The 19,906-nt window shown below is 37.1% G+C and carries 21 protein-coding genes and 2 pseudogenes; 16 read left to right on the forward strand and 7 right to left on the reverse strand.

The window, feature by feature from the left end; genetic code table 11:
• The first annotated feature begins 105 nt into the window (after nt 1–105).
• The 10 genes and pseudogenes from AN486_RS22015 to AN486_RS22060 all read left to right on the forward strand — a co-directional run.
• Nucleotides 106–1,227 carry a sensor histidine kinase KdpD gene (locus tag AN486_RS22015; RefSeq protein WP_290602568.1) on the forward strand — a complete coding sequence of 374 codons (1,122 nt, stop codon included), beginning with the start codon at nt 106–108 and terminating at the stop codon, nt 1,225–1,227.
• Between the two features lie 283 nt (nt 1,228–1,510).
• Nucleotides 1,511–2,032 (forward strand): universal stress protein, encoded by a 522-nt coding sequence (locus AN486_RS22020; RefSeq protein ID WP_290602570.1) that lies wholly within the window; start codon nt 1,511–1,513, stop codon nt 2,030–2,032.
• A gap of 322 nt (nt 2,033–2,354) precedes the next feature.
• Nucleotides 2,355–2,867: a bidirectional hydrogenase complex protein HoxE gene (gene hoxE / locus AN486_RS22025; protein WP_290602572.1), complete on the forward strand. Its 513-nt coding sequence runs from the start codon at nt 2,355–2,357 to the stop codon at nt 2,865–2,867.
• Nucleotides 2,854–4,464: a NuoF family protein gene (locus AN486_RS22030; RefSeq protein ID WP_290602574.1), complete on the forward strand. Its 1,611-nt coding sequence runs from the start codon at nt 2,854–2,856 to the stop codon at nt 4,462–4,464. Before hoxE ends, AN486_RS22030 begins: the two co-directional genes overlap by 14 nt.
• A gap of 74 nt (nt 4,465–4,538) precedes the next feature.
• Entirely contained in the window at nt 4,539–5,255 is a 717-nt protein-coding gene (gene hoxU, locus AN486_RS22035) for a bidirectional hydrogenase complex protein HoxU (RefSeq protein ID WP_053540499.1), read from the forward strand.
• Nucleotides 5,256–5,283: 28 nt separating this feature from the next.
• A complete protein-coding gene (locus tag AN486_RS22040) occupies nt 5,284–5,805 on the forward strand; it encodes a DUF3122 domain-containing protein (protein ID WP_053540498.1) in 522 nt (173 codons plus the stop codon).
• A gap of 12 nt (nt 5,806–5,817) precedes the next feature.
• Nucleotides 5,818–6,363, forward strand: a complete 546-nt coding sequence (locus tag AN486_RS22045) for an oxidoreductase (RefSeq protein WP_290602577.1) — start codon at nt 5,818–5,820, stop codon at nt 6,361–6,363.
• Between the two features lie 156 nt (nt 6,364–6,519).
• Nucleotides 6,520–7,134, forward strand: coding sequence for a CP12 domain-containing protein (locus AN486_RS22050; protein ID WP_053540496.1), 615 nt, complete (start codon nt 6,520–6,522; stop codon nt 7,132–7,134).
• 152 nt (nt 7,135–7,286) lie between these two features.
• Complete coding sequence (locus AN486_RS22055; protein WP_290602579.1) at nt 7,287–8,735, forward strand: Ni/Fe hydrogenase subunit alpha; 1,449 nt, start codon at nt 7,287–7,289, stop codon at nt 8,733–8,735.
• Between the two features lie 112 nt (nt 8,736–8,847).
• A pseudogene (locus AN486_RS22060) lies at nt 8,848–8,976 on the forward strand (Uma2 family endonuclease); the annotation flags it as partial.
• 253 nt (nt 8,977–9,229) lie between these two features.
• On the opposite strand, the gene AN486_RS22065 reads toward AN486_RS22060, so the two are convergent.
• Nucleotides 9,230–9,619: a pentapeptide repeat-containing protein gene (locus AN486_RS22065; protein ID WP_053540495.1), complete on the reverse strand. Its 390-nt coding sequence runs from the start codon at nt 9,617–9,619 to the stop codon at nt 9,230–9,232.
• A gap of 376 nt (nt 9,620–9,995) precedes the next feature.
• On the opposite strand from AN486_RS22065, the gene AN486_RS22070 reads away from it, so the two are divergent.
• The 5 genes from AN486_RS22070 to AN486_RS22090 all read left to right on the forward strand — a co-directional run bounded on the left by AN486_RS22070 (nt 9,996) and on the right by AN486_RS22090 (nt 15,411).
• The gene (locus AN486_RS22070; protein WP_053540494.1) at nt 9,996–10,436 is read left to right on the forward strand and encodes a hydrogenase maturation protease; all 441 of its coding nucleotides are present in this window, start codon (nt 9,996–9,998) and stop codon (nt 10,434–10,436) included.
• A gap of 98 nt (nt 10,437–10,534) precedes the next feature.
• Complete coding sequence (locus AN486_RS22075; RefSeq protein WP_290602581.1) at nt 10,535–13,288, forward strand: bifunctional acetate--CoA ligase family protein/GNAT family N-acetyltransferase; 2,754 nt, start codon at nt 10,535–10,537, stop codon at nt 13,286–13,288.
• 117 nt (nt 13,289–13,405) lie between these two features.
• A complete protein-coding gene (locus AN486_RS22080; protein WP_290602583.1) occupies nt 13,406–14,818 on the forward strand; it encodes a glycosyltransferase family 2 protein in 1,413 nt (470 codons plus the stop codon).
• Nucleotides 14,819–14,962: 144 nt separating this feature from the next.
• On the forward strand, nt 14,963–15,190 hold the full coding sequence (locus tag AN486_RS22085; protein WP_039200869.1) for a type II toxin-antitoxin system HicA family toxin: 228 nt from the start codon (nt 14,963–14,965) through the stop codon (nt 15,188–15,190).
• On the forward strand, nt 15,187–15,411 hold the full coding sequence (locus tag AN486_RS22090; protein WP_039200867.1) for a type II toxin-antitoxin system HicB family antitoxin: 225 nt from the start codon (nt 15,187–15,189) through the stop codon (nt 15,409–15,411). Before AN486_RS22085 ends, AN486_RS22090 begins: the two co-directional genes overlap by 4 nt.
• A 33-nt stretch (nt 15,412–15,444) precedes the next feature.
• Here the strand turns inward: AN486_RS22090 and AN486_RS22095 are convergent.
• From AN486_RS22095 to tcmP, 3 genes and pseudogenes are all read right to left on the reverse strand, one after another.
• Nucleotides 15,445–15,642 (reverse strand): annotated as a pseudogene (locus tag AN486_RS22095) (DUF29 family protein); the annotation flags it as partial.
• Nucleotides 15,643–15,721: 79 nt separating this feature from the next.
• Nucleotides 15,722–16,753 (reverse strand): radical SAM protein, encoded by a 1,032-nt coding sequence (locus tag AN486_RS22100; protein ID WP_053540491.1) that lies wholly within the window; start codon nt 16,751–16,753, stop codon nt 15,722–15,724.
• A gap of 45 nt (nt 16,754–16,798) precedes the next feature.
• Complete coding sequence (gene tcmP, locus AN486_RS22105) at nt 16,799–18,121, reverse strand: three-Cys-motif partner protein TcmP (RefSeq protein WP_053540490.1); 1,323 nt, start codon at nt 18,119–18,121, stop codon at nt 16,799–16,801.
• A gap of 242 nt (nt 18,122–18,363) precedes the next feature.
• On the opposite strand from tcmP, the gene AN486_RS22110 reads away from it, so the two are divergent.
• Nucleotides 18,364–18,582, forward strand: a complete 219-nt coding sequence (locus AN486_RS22110) for an addiction module protein (RefSeq protein WP_053540489.1) — start codon at nt 18,364–18,366, stop codon at nt 18,580–18,582.
• Nucleotides 18,583–18,613: 31 nt separating this feature from the next.
• Here the strand turns inward: AN486_RS22110 and AN486_RS22115 are convergent, their stop codons facing one another.
• From AN486_RS22115 to AN486_RS22125, 3 genes are all read right to left on the reverse strand, one after another.
• Nucleotides 18,614–18,868, reverse strand: coding sequence for a UPF0175 family protein (locus tag AN486_RS22115; RefSeq protein WP_039200860.1), 255 nt, complete (start codon nt 18,866–18,868; stop codon nt 18,614–18,616).
• Between the two features lie 226 nt (nt 18,869–19,094).
• Nucleotides 19,095–19,343: a hypothetical protein gene (locus AN486_RS22120; protein WP_053540488.1), complete on the reverse strand. Its 249-nt coding sequence runs from the start codon at nt 19,341–19,343 to the stop codon at nt 19,095–19,097.
• Nucleotides 19,344–19,462: 119 nt separating this feature from the next.
• A partial coding sequence (locus AN486_RS22125; RefSeq protein WP_290602590.1) for an Rpn family recombination-promoting nuclease/putative transposase occupies nt 19,463–19,906 on the reverse strand: 444 nt, incomplete at its 5' end.

The raw sequence follows: 19,906 nt of genomic DNA on the forward strand, positions 1-19,906 counted from the left end.
CCCCTACCTCCCCTACCTCCCCCTGCTTGCCTTCACCCGTCATTTTAGGGTTGACAAACTACTAGCCCGAATGAAAAGACTTTTCCGCAAACCCTAGTTATTATTATGTCTTACCCCCATACGCCCTCCCCTGACAGTTCTTATATTCGTCCTGCTCGACGCGGAAAGCATAAAATATTCATTGGTATGGCTCCTGGTGTGGGAAAAACTTACAGAATGCTAGAAGAAGCACATCAACTGCAACAAGAAGGTATTGATGTTGTTATTGGCATTATTGAAACTCATGGACGCAAAGATACTGCTGTCAAAGCTATAGGATTAGAAGTAGTTCCGCAAAAAGCCAATATTCATAAAAATATCAACCTCCAAGAAATGGACACAGAGGCAATTTTAAACCGCTCTCCCCAATTGGTATTAGTTGATGAATTAGCACATACAAATATTCCTGGTTCACCTAGAGAAAAACGCTATCAAGATGTAGAATTGATTTTAGCAGCCGGCATAGATGTTTACTCTACTGTGAATATTCAACATTTAGAAAGTTTGAATGATTTAGTAGCCGGAATTACGGGTGTTGTCGTCCGAGAACGCATTCCAGATCGGTTGCTGGATGAAGCTGATGCTGTGGTTGTCATTGATGTAACTCCAGAAACTTTAGAAGAACGGTTACGGGAGGGTAAAATTTATGCTGCTAATAAAATTGAGCAATCTTTAGAAAACTTTTTTCAGCGTCGTAACCTGATTGCTTTGCGAGAATTAGCATTAAGAGAAGTCGCAGATACAGTTGAGGAAGAGGCAAATACTTCCATCTCTCCTGGGCAAATTCGTACTGTCCATGAGCGAGTTTTGATATGTGTATCTACCTATCCAAATTCGATTCAATTATTACGACGTGGGGCGCGAATTGCTAATTATATGAATGCTAAATTATATACTGTATTCATCGCTGACCCTGAACGGTTTTTGACTAAAGAAGAAAGTTTACATATTCATACTTGTGAGAAACTATGCCGAGAATTTGGTGGTGAATTTCTTCATGTTAAAAGTAACAATGTCGCTCAGGCGATCGCCCAAGTTGCCGCAACTAATCATATCACCCAAATAGTCATTGGCGAAAGTCAACAACCCCGATGGAAAAGATTTTTTAAACGCTCTTTTACACAACGCTTGCTGGAGTTAATTAGAGATCAGCACATAGATTTACATATTATCGCCACAGAGAAATAAATTTTAACATCTGTTAATCTATCTTAGATAAGATGCAATTTTTTTCTGGTTTGTATAGTGTAAATATGAAACCTTAATTGCCAAATTTTTGACCGATAAATCCAGGATATTCCAGTTAGACAAAGTGTAAAATTTAATTACGAAACTATGCCATATAAAGCTGCTACTCCCGACTTCTGCTGTACAATCGTTAGTGAATATTAAGGATGCTTTTACCAAATATTAACCTAAAAAGCCGAATATACTCATTATCATTAGTTAGCAAACTAACATCGAGGTATATATGTTTAAGAAAATTTTAGTCGCAGTAGATCGCTCGGATATGAGTATAAAAGTTTTTGAGCAAGCTTTATCTTTAGCCAAGATCACATCTGCGAATTTAATGTTACTGCACGTTTTATCACAGGAAGAGGAAGGTAGTCCAGAGGCATTGGTTTTCCCCAATATTGACTACTATCCCGGTTGGAACGAGCAAAGTTTTAAATTATACCAAGAGCATTGGGAAAAATTTAAAAACGAAGGTTGGCAAATGTTACAGTCATGGAGCGCCCAAGCTAATACATCTGGTGTTAATACAGAATTTACCCAAAATACTGGTAGTCCAGGACGAATGATTTGTGAATTAGCCATTGACTGGAATGCTGACTTAATTATGATGGGACGACGGGGACGTTCTGGACTGACGGAATTTTTTCTCGGTAGTGTGAGTAATTATGTTTTACATCATGCACCTTGTTCAGTGCAGATTGTCCATATTCCTATGAGTTCCCAAGCGGCAAATGTTTCTTCAGCAGCTACTAAGTAGGTTGGTGTTGAAAATTGTCGTTATGGCAAGGCAAAAGGCACTCATGCAAGAGGCAAGAGTGAAGAGGGTTTGGGCGATTTTACATTTCTTTACACAGTTTGGTTTTATTGTGTTCACCTACTTACAGTTAGTAAGTAATGCTAGGTGAGGCTGCATAGAATCAGATTTCCAGAATTATTAACCGCAGATGAACGCAGATAAAGACGGATAAGTTAATATACATCTCCAGAAAAGTAGAGACGTTCCATGGAACGTCTCTACAAGGGTTCTAGGATAGGCATATTTAATTTTTGGAGATGTCTAATGGATTTTGTGAAAAAATATGAAAACATCAGTTCCACCTTCTTTAACTCATCCCAGTGGAGACAAGCGTTTAAAGATGTTAGACGCAACTATTAAGCGTCATCAATATCAACAAGATGCACTTATTGAAATTCTGCATCGGGCTTCTGAATTATTTGGTTATTTAGAACTGGATTTATTGCTGTACATTTCCCATAATCTGAAGTTACCACCTAGTCGCGTTTATGGGGTGGCTACTTTCTATCATTTGTTTTCCCTAGCACCGAAAGGGGTTCATAACTGTGTGGTTTGTACGGGTACAGCTTGTTATGTCAAAGGCTCAACGGTGATCTTAACCCAGTTGGAAAAAATTACGCAAATTCACGCAGGAGAAACTACCGCAAATGGTCAAATTTCTTTGATGACGGCTAGATGTTTGGGGGCTTGTGGAATTGCCCCTGCGGTAGTGTTTGATGGTGCTATTTTAGGTAATCAAACCCCGGAATCGGTTTGCGAAAAAGTGGGAGAATGGTGGCAAAATGGAACTAAATGAATTATTAGAAATTGCCCAAAAGGAGCTTTCTCAACGGAAATCTGTGCAAATTCGCTGTTGTACGGCTGCGGGTTGTCTCTCTTCTGATTCTCAAGCTGTGAAGGACAATCTGGAAGCATCTGTGAAAGCTGCGGGTTTAGAAGATACTGTGCAGGTTTCTGGTGTGGGTTGTATGCGTCTATGTTGTCAAGGACCATTGGTACAGGTGGAAAATCGGGAAAATCCGCCCGCATCAAAATTGTATCAAAAAGTTACCCCAGAAAATGCAGCAGCAATTATGGCGGGGGTAAATGGAGAAGTCACAAATTTACAGGAGGGTGATTTAAATGAGCCATTTTTCAGCCGTCAATTACCGATTGTCCTAGAAAATAGTGGTAAAATTGACCCCGAACGCATTCAAGCTTACATTGCATCTGATGGTTATCAAGCCCTTTACCAAGTGCTGCGGGAAATGAAACCCAGTCAGGTAGTGGAAACTATTACTAAAAGCGGTTTAAGGGGGCGCGGTGGTGCTGGTTATCCCACAGGTTTAAAATGGGGAACGGTAGCAAAATCAAAGGCTGAGAAGAAGTTTGTAATTTGCAATGCTGATGAAGGTGATCCCGGTGCATTCATGGATAGAAGTGTATTAGAAAGTGATCCCCATCGGGTTTTGGAAGGGATGGCGATCGCTGCCTACTCCATTGGTGCAAATCAAGGCTATATTTATGTTAGGGCAGAATATCCCATTGCTATCAAACGCCTGGAAACGGCAATTCATCAAGCCCAACACTTAGGACTTTTGGGTTCACAAATCTTCGACTCTCCCTTTGATTTTAAAGTAGAAATCCGTATCGGTGCGGGTGCTTATGTCTGCGGTGAAGAAACGGCGTTAATGGCTTCAATTGAAGGTAAACGTGGTGTCCCCCATCCCCGTCCACCATACCCGGCTGAGTCCGGTTTATGGGGCTATCCGACGTTAATTAACAATGTGGAAACCTTTGCCAATATTGCGCCGATTATTCGTAAAGGTGCTGACTGGTTTGCTAATATCGGCATTGGTAAAAGCAAAGGTACAAAGGTATTTGCGTTAGCTGGAAACATCCGCAACACGGGTTTAATAGAAGTCCCAATGGGAACATCTTTACAAGTAATTGTTGAGGAAATGGGAGGAGGTGTTCCCGACAATGGTATAGCTAAAGCAGTACAAACCGGCGGACCTTCAGGGGGATGTATTCCTGCGTCGGCTTTTGCTACACCTGTGGATTATGAATCTTTAACCGCCTTGGGTTCAATGATGGGTTCGGGGGGAATGATTGTCATGGATAAAACTACAAATATGGTAGATGTCGCCCGCTTTTTCATGGAATTCTGCATGGATGAATCTTGCGGTAAGTGCATTCCTTGTCGTGTGGGAACTGTGCAATTACACGGTTTATTAACAAAGATTAGTCAAGGAAAAGGTTCGCTCGCTGATTTAGATTTATTGGAGGAACTTTGCGACATGGTAAAACACACCAGTTTATGTGGTTTAGGACAGTCTGCACCAAATCCAGTTTTTAGCACTTTGCAATATTTTCGAGATGAATATTTGGAATTAGTCAGGGAAACTGTCTGAATCAGGATTTCCAGGATTAAAGGATTTTCAGGATTAAGAATTACCAATTACCCATTACCCATTACCAAATTACTATGACTGTAAAAACTTTAACAATAAATGGGGAATTGATTAGCGCTCGTGAGGATGAAACCTTACTAGAAGCAGCGCAGGAAGCTAGTATTCATATTCCTACATTATGTCATTTAGAAGGTGTGGGTGATATTGGTGCTTGTCGTTTATGTTTAGTGGAAATTGCAGGAAGTAATAAATTACAACCTGCTTGCGTGACTAAAGTTACAGAAGGAATGGAGGTGAATACAAATAGCGATCGCTTACAAAAATACCGGCGGACAATTGTAGAAATGTTATTTGCTGAAGGTAATCACATTTGTTCCATTTGTGTTGCTAATGGTAACTGTGAATTACAAGATTTAGCCATAGAAATGGGCATGGATCATCTCCGCTTAGAATATCAAAATCCTCAGCGAACTGTTGACACTTCCCATCATCTTTTTGGCATAGATCATAATCGTTGTGTGCTTTGCACTCGCTGTATTCGTGTCTGTGATGAAATTGAAGGCGCACATACTTGGGATATGGCAGGAAGAGGCTCAAAATCTCATGTAATTACTGATTTAAATCAACCTTGGGGAACTTCCCAGACCTGTACTTCCTGTGGTAAATGTGTGAATGCCTGTCCCACAGGAGCATTATTTGATAAAGGTTCAAGTGTCGGTGAAATGAAACATGATCGGGGCAAAATTGAATTTTTAGTAACTGCAAGAAATAAAAAGCAGTGGAATTTTTAGTCATTAGCATAATTTAAAATGAAATCTCATGTTACCGCATATTCAACAAATATTTAAGCGAATTCTATTAGTAGGGATATTGACAACATTTATATTCCTTGGTTTAGCAAATCTATCATCTGGAAAAGTAATTGCTGCTGTTACTCAGATAGGAAATCCTCCCGAAGAAATTATTTACCGTTCACAAGTGAAATTAGATGATCAATCAGGAAAAGTCTGGCAAGTTGTATTATTTAAACAAGTGTATTCGGATCAACCATCGAATATAAATCTTCGCCTAGTTGGTTTTCCTAGTGTTGGTGAGTTAATTCATCCCCAACCTTTAAAAATCACCTCAACAACAGGTAAAGTTTGGAATGCTGCTGATGTATTTTTAGAGGAAGCCCCAGCACCAACTGTTGGTCAATATGATTTGACAGAAATCTTACCTCAATTACCTCCAGAATCTTTAACTTTATCTATACCCCTTCCCAGCACAAACTTCATTAATATCGCAGTTCCTATTCATGTTGTCAAAGAATGGCAATCATTAATTTCCACTGAAAACTGAAAAGGTAAAAAAATGACTAAAATCAAATTAGCAACAGTCTGGTTAGGTGGATGTTCTGGTTGTCATATGTCCTTTCTTGATTTGGACGAATGGTTAATATATTTAGCCGCACAAGTAGATATAGTTTATAGTCCCTTTGCTGATATTAAAGAATATCCCGAAGGTGTAGATATCGTATTAGTTGAAGGTGCGATCGCCAATGAAGAACATTTAGAATTAATTCACAAAATTAGAAACCGGACTAAAACAATAATTTCCTTTGGTGATTGTGCTGTTACTGGTAATGTTACCGCTTTACGTAATCTTGCAGGTGGTGCTGAACCAGCCCTACAATTAGCTTATATTCAAGAAGCAGATATTAATCAACAAATTCCCAATTCCCCAGGAATTGTTCCCCCTTTACTAGATACAGTTCTCCCTGTGCATAAGGTAGTACCAGTTGATATTTATTTACCCGGTTGTCCCCCTTCAGCACATCGGATTCGTGCCGCACTTGAACCACTATTAAAAGGAGAAAAACCGGAAATTGTCGGCAGAGAAATGATTAAATTTGGTTAATTAGTAATTATAACCAAATAAATACATCCATTATAGCCCCCTCCTTGCTTGCGGGGAGGGGGTTGGGGGCGGGGTTCTTATATTTAACTCAACAGATAACCCCTATATCTTCTTTCTTCCTCCTGACTCCTGACTCCTATTTTTTCGAGGTGAATTATGTTAACAGCAGCAGATGTAATGACTAAAGATGTGGCAATGATTCGCAATTCAGCAACAGTCAAAGAAGCAGTTGATTTAATGAAAGCAAGAGATTGGAGAGCATTAATTGTAGATCGTCGTCATGAACAAGATGCTTATGGAATTATCACAGAAAGCGACATTGTTTATAAGGTAATTTCCTATAGCAAAGATCCAAATAAAATCCGTGTTTATGAAATTATGACTAAACCTTGTATTGTCGTTAATCCAGAATTGGGTTTAGAATATGTAGCCAGATTATTTGCTAATCATCATCTCCGCCGTGCGCCTGTAATTAGTGGTAAATTATTAGGAATAATCTCACTTACTGATATCTTAGCCAGAAGTACTTGTTTAGAACAACCGCGCTCATTTTTATTAGAACAAGAATTACAAGATGAAATTAAAAAAGCTCGAATTGTTTGTGCAGAAAAAGGCATCAATTCCGCAGAATGTGCAGCCGCTTGGGATGTAGTAGAAGAAATTCAAGCCGAAATTGCCCACCAACTCGCTGAAAAACCTCTGAAAACTGCCTTTGAAGATTACTGTGATGAATATCCAGAATTCACAGAATCTAGGTTTTATGATTTGTAATTAATATCCGTAGGTTGGGTAGAACAAAGTGTATCCCTTACGGGAGCCGTAGGCATAACCCAACAAAATCTTTGATAATGTTGCGGAAATGTTGGGTTTCCTTACGTCAACCCAACCTACAATTTTATCTAATTACCAATCACCGATTAATTATGAAAACAATTGTTATTGACCCCGTTACTCGCATTGAAGGACACGCGAAAATTAGCATTTATTTAGATGATGAAGGTCAAGTAAATGATGCTAGATTTCATGTTACTGAATTTCGCGGGTTTGAAAAATTTTGTGTCGGTCGTCCGTTTCCAGAAATGCCAGGAATTACGGCGAGAATTTGCGGTATTTGTCCAGTCAGTCACTTATTAGCATCAGCCAAAACAGGCGATCGCATTTTAGCCGTTACAATCCCCAAAACAGCCTCTCAATTACGCCGTTTGATGAATTTAGGGCAAATCATCCAATCTCATGCCCTCAGCTTCTTTCACCTCAGCGCACCAGACCTATTATTGGGCATGGATAGCGAACCCGAAAACCGCAATATCTTTGGTTTAATTGCCGCTGAACCGGAATTAGCCAGAGGTGGAATCCGTTTACGCCAATTTGGACAAGAAATCATTGAATTATTAGGAGGAAAAAAAATTCATCCTTCCTGGGCTGTTCCTGGTGGAGTTCGTGACCCTTTAACCACAGAAAATCGCACCCACATTCAGCAAAAAATTCCTGAAGCCAAAGCCACTGTAATTAGTGCCATAGCTTTATTTAAAACCCTATTAAAAACTTATGAAAAAGAAGCAAAAACTTTTGGTAATTTTCCGAGTTTATTCATGGGTTTAGTCAGTTCTGAAGGTTTATGGGAAACTTATGATGGACATATCCGATTTGTTGATAGTGGAGGAAACATCGTTGCTGATAATCTTGATGCTGCTAACTATCATGATTTTATCGGTGAAGCAGTTCAAGCAGACTCTTATTTAAAATCACCTTATTATCTTCCTTTAGGTTATCCTGATAGCAGTGATCATTGTCGTTTAGATAGTGGAATGTATCGCGTTGGACCCTTAGCAAGATTGAATATTTGTAGTCAAATTGGCACACCTTTAGCAGACACAGAATTAAAAGAATTCCGCAGTTATGAAAATGGTACTATTAAATCATCATTTTTCTATCATTATGCCCGGTTAATTGAAATTTTAGCAGCAATTGAACATATCGAAATTATCCTTGATGATCCAGATATTTTATCAACTCGTCTCTGTGCTGAAGCTGGTATTAATTGTCTGGAAGCTGTGGGTGTAAGTGAAGCCCCAAGGGGGACATTATTTCACCATTATCAAGTTGATGAAAATGGTTTAATGTTAAAGGTAAATTTGATTATTGCCACGGGTCAAAATAACTTAGCAATGAATCGTAGCGTTGCCCAAATTGCCCGCCATTTTATCCAAGGTGATAACATAAAAGAAGGAATGTTAAACCGTGTCGAAGCGGGAATTAGGGCTTTTGATCCTTGTTTGAGTTGTTCAACTCATGCAATGGGACAAATGCCTTTATTAATAGAAGTAGTGGACACAAATGGCACTATAGTTAATCAAATTTATCATAATTAAGTATTTAGATCCCCGACTTCTTAGAGAAGTCGGGGATCTGGGTATCTGGTATTTATATGATATAATTTAAGCTAAACTCATATTACCTAAATTTTATGACTCTTGCTACTGATATCAAGATTTACAAGGTAAATTTGGCTATCGTTACAAATCAATTATCCTCCCTAATGAGTCTGTAAAATTGCCATCTCTCCCGGAATTAATCTTAGATTTAACTAAAGTATTTCCAGGAAAAAATTAAGTTATAAAATTAAAATTTGCAAAAATTGAGAAAATGTGCTATTTTAATTGTCAAGTGATAAAGTGGGGTAAATATAACAATTCAAAAGAATACTAAGTAGGTGAACATAATAAAACCAAACTGTGTAAAGAAATGTAAAATCGCCCAAACCCTCTTCACTCTTGCCTCTTGCCTTTTGCCTTGCCATAACGACAATTTTCAACGCCAACCTACTTAGTATAAGAATTAGCGGCTGATATAGCCGCACCAGTATCTATAGTTCACTCATACTTACACCTGCTGCAATAGGGTCAAAATTCTTGGGAAAATGGGTGTTATGATCACAGTCTGCCTTTTTTAAATGCGTCCCTTCTAGATTAGCTTGACGCAAATTCGCGGAAAATAACATTGCTCCGCGTAAATCTGCATTTTGTAAATTAGCTTCACTTAAATCAGCAAAACTCAAATCACATCCTCGCAGATTTGCACCCCCAAGGTTGGCTCTACTCAAATCAGCATAGCTGAAATCAGAGCCTTTTAAATCCAAACTTTGTAAATTAGCATCATCTAATTCTGCTCTTTCAAAGTCTCTTTTTCCCATCGTATATTCTTCTACAATCCTAGCAGCACTATTAATTGGTTGTTGAAAATTCACTTCAGGCATAAAACAGCCTCACAATTTATCTAAAAAATTTAATGGTTTAATGGAAACCATCCAGATTCATAATATTATAACAAATAAGTCAGAAAATAAATGTCCTGTTCACATAAGTTTGTTTTGAGAATTTTTGTGTTTTCTCATAATGTACTCAAATTTTGCTCTTAAGTAGGTGAACACAATAAAACCAATCTATGTAAAGAAAAGTAAAATCGCCCAAACCCTCTTCACTCTTGCCTCTTGCCTTTTGCCTCTTGCCTTGCCATAACGACGATTTTCAATGCTAACCTACTTAGTCTCATATTCAAAATTAAGCTGAAACTGTATGGAGCAAAATTTCCAGAATAGTTAACCGCAGATAAACACAGATAAATTAAAAATAATGAAAGCTACAATAGTGATTGGTTATGGAAATGAATTACTCAGTGATGATGCTATTGGTCCTAGAGTAGCAAATCTCATCAATCTCTGGCATCTATCTCATGTCCAATCTTTAGCAGTTCACCAACTCACTCCAGAATTAGCAGCAAATTTGGCAAATGTCAATTTAGCAATTTTTGTAGATGCTAGTTTGAATTCAGAATTGCAAAATGTGCAAGTAGAATCTATACTACCTACTGAATCTAGGATGATCATAGGACATAGCATTAAGCCTACATATCTTTTAGCCTTAACAAAATCCCTCTATGGTTATAGTCCACCAGCTTGGTTAATAACAGTACCAGGGGTTAACTTTGAATTAGGAGATAGTCTTTCACCAATAGCAGAACAAGGAATTAGTATAGCTTTAACAAAAATCATTAACATTATTAATAAAGGATAAAAAATTCCATTTCTCTTCCTCTCTGCGACTCTGCGTGAAACAAATTCATACCTTCATTCAGCAAAATCCAAAATAATCACAAATTCATAGGAGTATGTATGGAAACATCTAACCAAAGAATTAGCAATAAAGTTTATGATATCGTTAATCCCCTAGATGCGATATTTATTCCCAAAACTGTAGCCGTAATTGGTGCTACTGAAAAACCCGGAAGTGTAGGACGAACTTTGCTTTGGAACTTAATCACTAATCCCTTTGGAGGAACAGTTTTTCCGATTAATCCTCACCGTCATAGCGTATTAGGAATTAAAGCTTATCCGACTATTTTTGATGTTCCCGAAAAAATAGATTTAGCCGTTATCGTTACACCAGCACAAACTGTACCCCAAATTATATCTGATTGCGTTAATGCTGGAATAAAAGGAGCAATCATTATTTCCGCTGGTTTTAAAGAATCTGGAGAAAAAGGTATCGCTTTAGAACAGGAAATTATCCAACAAGCACAAAGAGGAAAAATTAGAATTATCGGACCTAATTGTTTAGGAGTAATGAATCCAATTTCTGGTTTAAATGCTACCTTTGCCAGTAAAATGGCGCGTCCAGGAAATGTTGGTTTTATTAGTCAAAGTGGAGCTTTATGTACAGCAATTTTAGACTGGAGTTTTCAAGAGAATGTAGGTTTTAGCACCTTCATTTCCATTGGTTCAATGTTAGATATTAGTTGGGGAGATTTAATTTATTATCTTGGTGATGACCCCCAGACTAAAAGTATTGTAATTTATATGGAATCCATTGGGAATGCGCGTTCCTTCCTATCAGCAGCGCGAGAAGTGGCTTTAACAAAACCGATAATTGTGATTAAAGCTGGTCGGACACCAGCCGCAGCTAAAGCAGCCGCTTCTCACACAGGATCATTAGCAGGAAGTGATGCTGTTTTAGATGCAGCTTTTCGCCGTTGTGGGGTGTTACGAGTCAATAGTATTTCTGATTTATTTGATATGTCGGAAGTATTAGCAAAACAACCCCGTCCCCAAGGTCCCCGGCTAACAATTTTAACTAATGCTGGCGGTCCGGGAGTATTAGCAACAGATACATTAATTGAAAGTGGGGGAGAATTAGCAGCAATTTCTCCAGAAATAATGACTTCTTTGAATGAAATTTTACCACCGCAATGGAGTCATAATAATCCGATTGATATTTTAGGGGATGCTAACCCCCAACGTTATACAAAAGCCTTAGAAATTGCGGCACAAGATCCCAATAGTGATGGTTTATTAGTGATTTTAACACCCCAATCAATGACAGATCCTACCCAAACAGCGGCACAACTAAAACCCTACGCACAAATGTCAAATAAACCAATTTTAGCTAGTTGGATGGGTGGTGTAGATATAGCCGAGGGAGAACAAATTCTTAACAATCAAGGTATTCCCACTTATGCTTATCCTGATACAGCAGCGCGAGTATTTAGTTATATGTGGAAGTCCAGTTATAACCTGCGCGGTATTTATGAAACTCCGGTTTTACCAACATTAATTTGTGATGTGAATACTCGCAATTGTGCTAAAGTGGAAAATATTATTCAAGCTGCAAAAACAGCAGGAAGAACAATTCTCACGGAATTTGAATCTAAGGAAATTTTAGCCGCTTACGGTATCCCTGTGGTAGCTGGTTGCATTGCGGAAACTGTGGATAAAGCGGTTGAATGTGCAGAAAATTTGGGTTATCCGGTGGTTTTAAAACTTTATTCTCAGACAATTACCCATAAAACTGATGTGGGTGGTGTGCAGTTAAATTTGCAAAATGCGGAATCGGTAAAATGTGCTTTTCAAAATATTGAAAAATCCGTAAAAGAGAAAGCCAAAGCGGAAGATTTTTTGGGTGTAACTGTACAACCAATGATCAAAACTGATGGCTATGAATTAATTATTGGCAGTAGTTTAGATCCCCAATTCGGTCCAATATTATTATTTGGTGCTGGGGGACAATTGGTGGAGGTTTTTCAAGATAGTTCCATTGCCATTCCGCCTCTGAATACTACCTTAGCTCGGCGGATGATGGAACAAACCAAAATTTACAAAGCCTTGCAAGGAGTCAGAGGACGGAAAAGTATTGATATTGCTGCTCTTGAACAATTAATGGTAGAATTTAGTCAATTAGTTGTGGAACAACCTGGGATTAAAGAAATTGATATTAATCCGTTGTTGGCTATTCCTCCCACTCCTATACATCCTGGAGGATTAATTGCCTTAGATGCGCGGATAGTTTTACATTCTGCTGATGTGGAAAAACATCAATTACCAAAATTAGCTATTCGTCCCTATCCTAGTCAATATATTAGTAATTGGAAATTGAACAATGGTACACCAATTACTATTCGTCCTATTCGTCCCGAAGACGAACCATTAATGGTAGAATTTCACAAAACCCTATCAGAAGAGAGTGTTTATTTTCGCTATTTCCACATGATTAAATTGAGTCAACGCATTACCCATGAACGACTCACCCGAATATGCTTTATTGACTATGATCGAGAAATGGCTTTAGTTGCAGAATACCAAAATCCCGAAACAGAAAAGCGGGAAATATTAGCAGTAGGAAGATTAAGTAAATTACATGGTAGTAATGCGGCAGAATTTGCGATGCTAGTTAGCGACAAATTTCAATATCAAGGCTTAGGGACAGAATTACTCCGCAGATTGCTAGAAGTTGGTAAAAACGAGAAAAGTTGCTGTATCTATGCTGATATTTTAGCTGACAATTCAGGTATGCAGCGAGTATGTGAAAAACTTGGGTTCCAAATCACAAATACAAGTGATACAACAGTATTAAGGGCAGAAATTAAACTTTAAATGGGGGTTGCTGAAAAAATTTTTCAGCAAGTTATAATTAGGTGGACAGGAATCTGTTACAGTATTAATCTGTAAATAAAAGCTACATAGCATAGATGTTTTTGAATTATGTAACCTATGCCGGCGAATTCCTGTCCTGAAAATGATGCTTATAACGGAAACTCTGATCCCCTTGACTCTATCTTTACTGACCTATCAGTAGATGAGGAATCAGAAGTAAGGACGGATTCCGCGTCTCTACCACCAGGCCGATTTAAAGGACGTAGAGGCAAAGCTGCTCTAGTTTTAACTATAGTCTGGAGTGGTACTATTACCTTGCATTTAGTTTCCTGGGGTTCGATATTTGTCCTCGGACTGACAACAATGCTAGGTATTCATGCTTTGGGGATTATTTTTGCCAAACCCCGTCACCATTCCCAAGAGATAGAGGGGGATTTGCCTTTTGTCTCTGTGTTAGTGGCTGCTAAAAATGAGGAAGCGGTAATTGGCAGATTAGTTAAAAATCTGTGTAATCTGGAATACGGTAATGGTCAATATGAAGTCTGGATTATTGATGATAATAGTACAGACAATACACCCCAATTACTCGCCCAACTCAAGCAGGAATATCAACAACTCAATGTATTTAGGCGTGATTCTGACGCTATTGGCGGCAAATCGGGGGCATTAAATCAAGTATTACCACTGACAAAGGGAGACATTATTGCTGTATTTGATGCTGATGCCCAAGTTACACCGGATTTGCTATTACAAATAGTTCCTTTATTTCAAAAAGAACAGGTAGGGGCGGTACAAATGCGTAAAGCGATCGCCAATGCTAAGGAAAATTTTTGGACTAAGGGACAAATGGCGGAAATGTTGTTGGATATTTGGTTTCAACAACAGCGCACTGCTATCGGTGGGATTGGTGAACTCCGCGGAAATGGTCAATTTGTCCGTCGTCAAGCTTTGGCTAGTTGCGGTGGTTGGAATGAGGAAACTATCACTGATGATCTGGATTTAACTATCCGGTTACATCTAGATAAATGGGATATTGAATGCGTTTTTTATCCTCCGGTGCAAGAAGAAGGTGTTACTAATGCTACAGCCCTTTGGCATCAACGTAACCGATGGGCAGAAGGTGGTTATCAACGTTATTTAGACTACTGGGATCTCATCCTCAAAAACCACATGGGGACAAGGAAAACCTGGGATTTGTTGATCTTTATGGTGACAATGTATATTTTGCCTACCGCAGCAATACCAGATATATTAATGGCGATCGCTCGTCATCGTCCCCCCGTATTAGGTCCTGTCACTGGCTTATCTTTGGGAATGTCAGTAGTAGGAATGTTTGCCGGTTTAAAGCACGTCCGTTCCGATCAACAATTCAAACCATCTACCTATTTAATGGTACTTTTACAAACCCTTCGCGGCAGTTTATATATGTTGCATTGGTTAGTAGTTATGAGTAGCACAACGGCGCGAATGTCTTTCCGACCAAAACGCCTTAAATGGGTAAAAACTGTCCATACAGGTGTTGAGAAATAAGGAAATAAAAACCATAAAGTTTGTAGAGTGAAGGATGAATTTTTTATCCTTCATTTTTTTGTGATGAATCTTAATATTTATCTTCTTTATCCCCACATCTTGTATACTACTTGCGGTTAAATTAGTAGTGCATTAGTATGAGATATGCCCAAGAAAATCCGAGAATTAAAAAGCTTATTACTTCAAGCTGGATTTACCTGTCGGACAGGGAAAGGCAGTCATACTAACTGGTATCATCCCTTACTTACTGGGAGAGTTACTATATCAGGTAAAGATGGAAAAGACGCTAAAGAATATCAAGAAAAAGATGTTAGTAATGCTATCAAAAGAATAGAAGAAATTAAAAAGGTTCAAGAGGAAGAAGAAGAATGAGTTATCATTACACGGTAATTATTCAATGGTCTCAGGAAGATAATTGTTTTGTTGTCAGTCTGCCTGAATGGGGAGAGTTTTGTCATACACATGGGGACACATATCAAGAAGCTTTAGAAAATGCTCAGGAAGTCTTAGAAATGTTAATTGAATCTTGTTTACAAGATGGTGAACCCCTTCCAGAACCAAAAACTTTAGGTAAGTCTTTATCAGCAGCTTAATTTTTAGGAGACTTACACAAATGGTACAAAATTTCATCCTTCATTTTTTTGTATTGGCAACCAATCATCTAAAATTTGTTCTAATGAACCAATGGGGATAACGGGAAATATGTCAAGAGGAAGTTGTGAGCGATCGCTTGCTTCTAATCTAGCATCTTGATAACATTCATCAAATATTTCTAAAATGTAAGGTTTCAAACTAGGACTATCTTTGAGTTCATCTTTTATTTTAACTTAATTTAGTTATAACTAATAACATTACATTCTGTCATAATTGATAAACAAAACTGTTATTATCAACACTTATTAATTATGCTCTATGCTTAGTCAACATAGCTAATTGAGATGTTTTACGAATTGATTTCATAGATTTTACTCTTGTTGTTGATATTTTGGGATTGTCCCACTTTTCTACTGTAGGTCTATATAACCAACTATCTAATTTAGCATCATCAACATAACCTCTTAATTCAGGATCAGGCCAAATATGAAGACGATCTAAACAGCCTACTTCATGTGCGGCTTCTTCAATATCATTCCATTGTCGTTTAAAATATTCTGCCCATGAGTCTCTAGTCATAATGGAAGTAGTAAATTCTAATCCCGCAGCTATCATTCGCTTGCCATTAGTTCCACGAGCATTAATAGGCTCCCAAAAAATTACTTCTGGGTTAAATTTCATTATTTCATACAAATGTTTTTTGAAATCATCTAAAGTCATGCTGGGAGGAGTAGGAGCGACTGCAACATACAATCTACACCCAGCTTCATAACCTTTGATTAGAGCTTTATAACGTTCAGAAGGCAAAGGTGCATTAGGTTCAATTTGCCGACTTAGTTCATCATTTAAGTATGGCAAACTCATACCAACAATAACGTTGGGATGTTTAAGAATATCAATGTCATTCAGCCATAAAGGACTACGAGTGAGAATCCTAATTCGTTTATTATTTTGCAATAAAGCCTTAACAGCACCACGAGTAACATTAGCAGTTTGCTTGTTTTGATAAGGATCTGTACCAGAACAAAGAAGAACTACTCCTTTACCTTCTGGTGTTTCATGCCAAGATGTCTTACGAGTTAGGTTTTTTGCTAATTGCTCAGGTATTTCTTCACGAACAAAGAGGTATTGTCCCCAATCCATTTGAGGATCATTTACTCCCTGATCTCTTAATTGCGCTTGCTTTGTACGAATGGCTGGGGTTGAAGGTACATAACAGAAAGTACAACCATGTAAACACCCTGACGCGACGTTAACTACATAGTCACATAACCCTTTTTTATTAAGGGCGCTTTTTTGTAGTGGGTTTGCAATTTTTTCAGTGCCTTTGATGATGGACATAGTGTACTTCCAGTTATATATCGCAGAGTATAATAACCTAAGTTTTTATAAATCAGTTTTAAAAAACTTAGGTTGATTCAAGAAAGAAAGTTGATATTTTCTAGGTACTTTTATTGTATCCGATTTTTTGTATTCTGATTGACTTCTACTTAGTAATTTACCATCCCTCCAAATTTCTATTTCTTTTTCATTAAAGTATTTACTTAAGTATTTATTGTATATTTTCTTGTTTGCTGGGTTTAAAGGCATAGTTCTTACTCTAATTTCTTGATAAGAAATGCCATCAGGATTATTGAATATTAATGTTCCAACATCTTGATCTAGTTTATCAATACAAATTTCATAAGTATCTTTTGTAATATTTAATTCAAGTGAAAGTTGATTTTGATTATAAAAATCGGATGTTCTAAAGCCATATCCATATATTTCATAATGATATTGATAATCTAAGTTATTCTCTAATTCAAAACACTCTTTTATTACTTCTAACGCTGTTAAATTCTGAGAAAGATGCAGCAAATAGTATAATACTATATTATCTCCTCGAGGAATAAGTGCAAAAGTAAATACATATTTTGACTGACCTTTCTCTACAAAAAGTTTCACAGTCTGGTCTCTTAAATAACACTGTTCTCCAATACTACTATCTTCTAGATTAGCAAGTTCATAATAGTTATTTGCTTCAAGAATTTCTTGAAAACCTCGTCTCTGACTTGTATATCTTTCACTCAAGAACCTTGTAATAAATCCAATCATATAGGTATAGAGAATTTCCGAACCTTTTAGCCTGTTAATTCTTCTAATAGTTTTCATCGAAACATCTGTCCACCCAAAGGGATCAAGCAAAAAGAAAGAGTGTCCTTTACGATATTCTACTGTTAAAATGCAGGCATTTACTAAATTTTCAAATTCCCCATGTATAAATTCGCATTGTTCTATTCTTTCTCCATACTCATGACTAAATTGATGTGGTTGTTCATCAACTAACTCTCCTAAACCTGCTTTTGGCATTGAATATGTTTTTAGGCAACTTAAATGATTTTTTTTATTATCTATAAAAATGAACTTGATATTTAAGGGTTCTGGGTAAATTCGGTTTGATTTTTTATGTGCTTCTCTTACAGCTTTGATGATCCTGATAGGAGAACCTTCCCACTCGTTATTATTGTCTTTATCATTGTACATTCCACCCCCACAAAAACCATCTATAAAAGTAAATGTAGTAACTCCATGCTTACCTTTTTTATAAAGTGTAATTACTAAGTTTTCAATGTATTGTTCAATAATAAGATGCTTGGCTTTAGTATGAGGATCTATTGGAGGAAGATAACTTCCATCAGCACTCCAGGTGGCTTGTGATCCACTCATGTTAAATAACTCCTGAAATAAGAAGATTTTTAGCCTACTTGCTAGTAAATTTATAGCAAGCAATTTATTATACTATATGATTGATACACAAAAATTGATATTATGATACATAAGAATTTTACATAAAAACGATATATAAGGATAAATAAATCCAATGTCAACCAATAGGTTAATAGTAAAATAGTGTTTTGAGCTATGCGATAACCTACACTAGAAAATATTCCTATTGAAGTTTAGTCAACATGAACATCAGTGTAATTTTAAATGAAATCAAAGCCCTGAGTATTGCAGATAGAATTCAGATTGTACAAGATATTTTAGAAAGTATCGCAGCAGAACAGGCTTATCCCGATTTAACAGCAGCGCAAAAACGAGAACTTGATCGTCGGATTAGTGATTATGAAACAAATCCAGATGATGTAATGACATGGCAAGAAATCAAAGCTTCAATTAGAGATTAAATAAGAAGTATTAATAACAATTTCACTCGTGTTAGGCCTTTTCTATATCTGATAATAATTCCTCTGCACTTAAATCAATTAATGGCACTCCATAATCATTTAATTTAAGAATAAAAGTTACTCTCTCTACTCCCAGTAACGCCGCAGCCATACCAGAAGAAAGGCGTTTCATTTCATATAGTTTAACTGCCATTGCCCATTTTGCTTCTTGTTCAAACTGTTCTCTAGTTTTACCAACAGCATCAGGTAAAGTTTCGGGGTAGTTAATTTTGAGTTGCAAAGACATGATTTATTGTATAGCAAAGGTTGATAAAATAATAACAAAGATCATGATTAACTCAAAGTATACGGCGATATCTGGGTTGTGGTGCGATTCCTAGGTCGCGCTTCGCTATCGCACCCTCAAATTAACTCAAAGCTGAGAGCGATAGCGAAGCGCTCCGTAGGAATCACCTTCCGTGGGGTTAAAGTCGGTAATGCGATCGCCAAGTCTATCAATTGGCATGATTCACTCAAATTCTTTTAATAGTTTCATAAGATAAACCAGTTGATTCTGCAATAATTTCTATGGCTATATTTTGCTCTTTCAAAGCTTTAGCAACTTTCTCAATACCTTTCTCAATACCTTTCTCAATACCAGCTTTCTCACCTTCTTCAAAGGCTGTATCAAATACATTTTTCACCTCTAAATACTGGACTAAACTCTTCTTATATTGTTGATAGCCAAAATCTGTATAAGGATTAAAGTATTTTGCAGCCATAACTACTCCTTCAAGATTATTTTAACGAAATACTCACTGAATAACTTTAGAAAACTCTGTTTAATATTTCCTGTATAGCACAAAAAATGGGCGCAAGTCTATCAATTGGTATAATTCGCTCAAATTCTTTTAATAGCTTCATAAGATAAACCAGTTGATTCTGCAATAATTTCTATAGCTATATTTTGCTCTTTCAAAGCTTTAGCAACCTTCTCAATGCCTTTCTCAATACCCTTCTCAATGCCCTTCTCAATACCGGACTTTTCACCTTCTTCAAAGGCTGTATCAAATACATTCTTCACTTCTAAATACTGCACTAAACTCTTCTTATATTGTTCATACTGCTCCACATTTAAGTGAGATATTTCCGCTATTTCAAACCCTTTCTGAAATATTGGTTCATTTAATATCACGGGTATATGATTAAAACTTTCTAAGTTCTTCAAAAAATACAGCCATTTGTCAAAATGTGTTATTAATTCATTTTCTTGCTTATTAAATAATGGCATTTGTAAAAATTTAAAGTTTAATTTATCAAAGAAAATATCACCATCTTGATCTTT

Origin of the sequence: Anabaena sp. AL93 (genome assembly GCF_001672085.1) — a bacterium.
Classification (GTDB): domain Bacteria; phylum Cyanobacteriota; class Cyanobacteriia; order Cyanobacteriales; family Nostocaceae; genus Dolichospermum; species Dolichospermum heterosporum.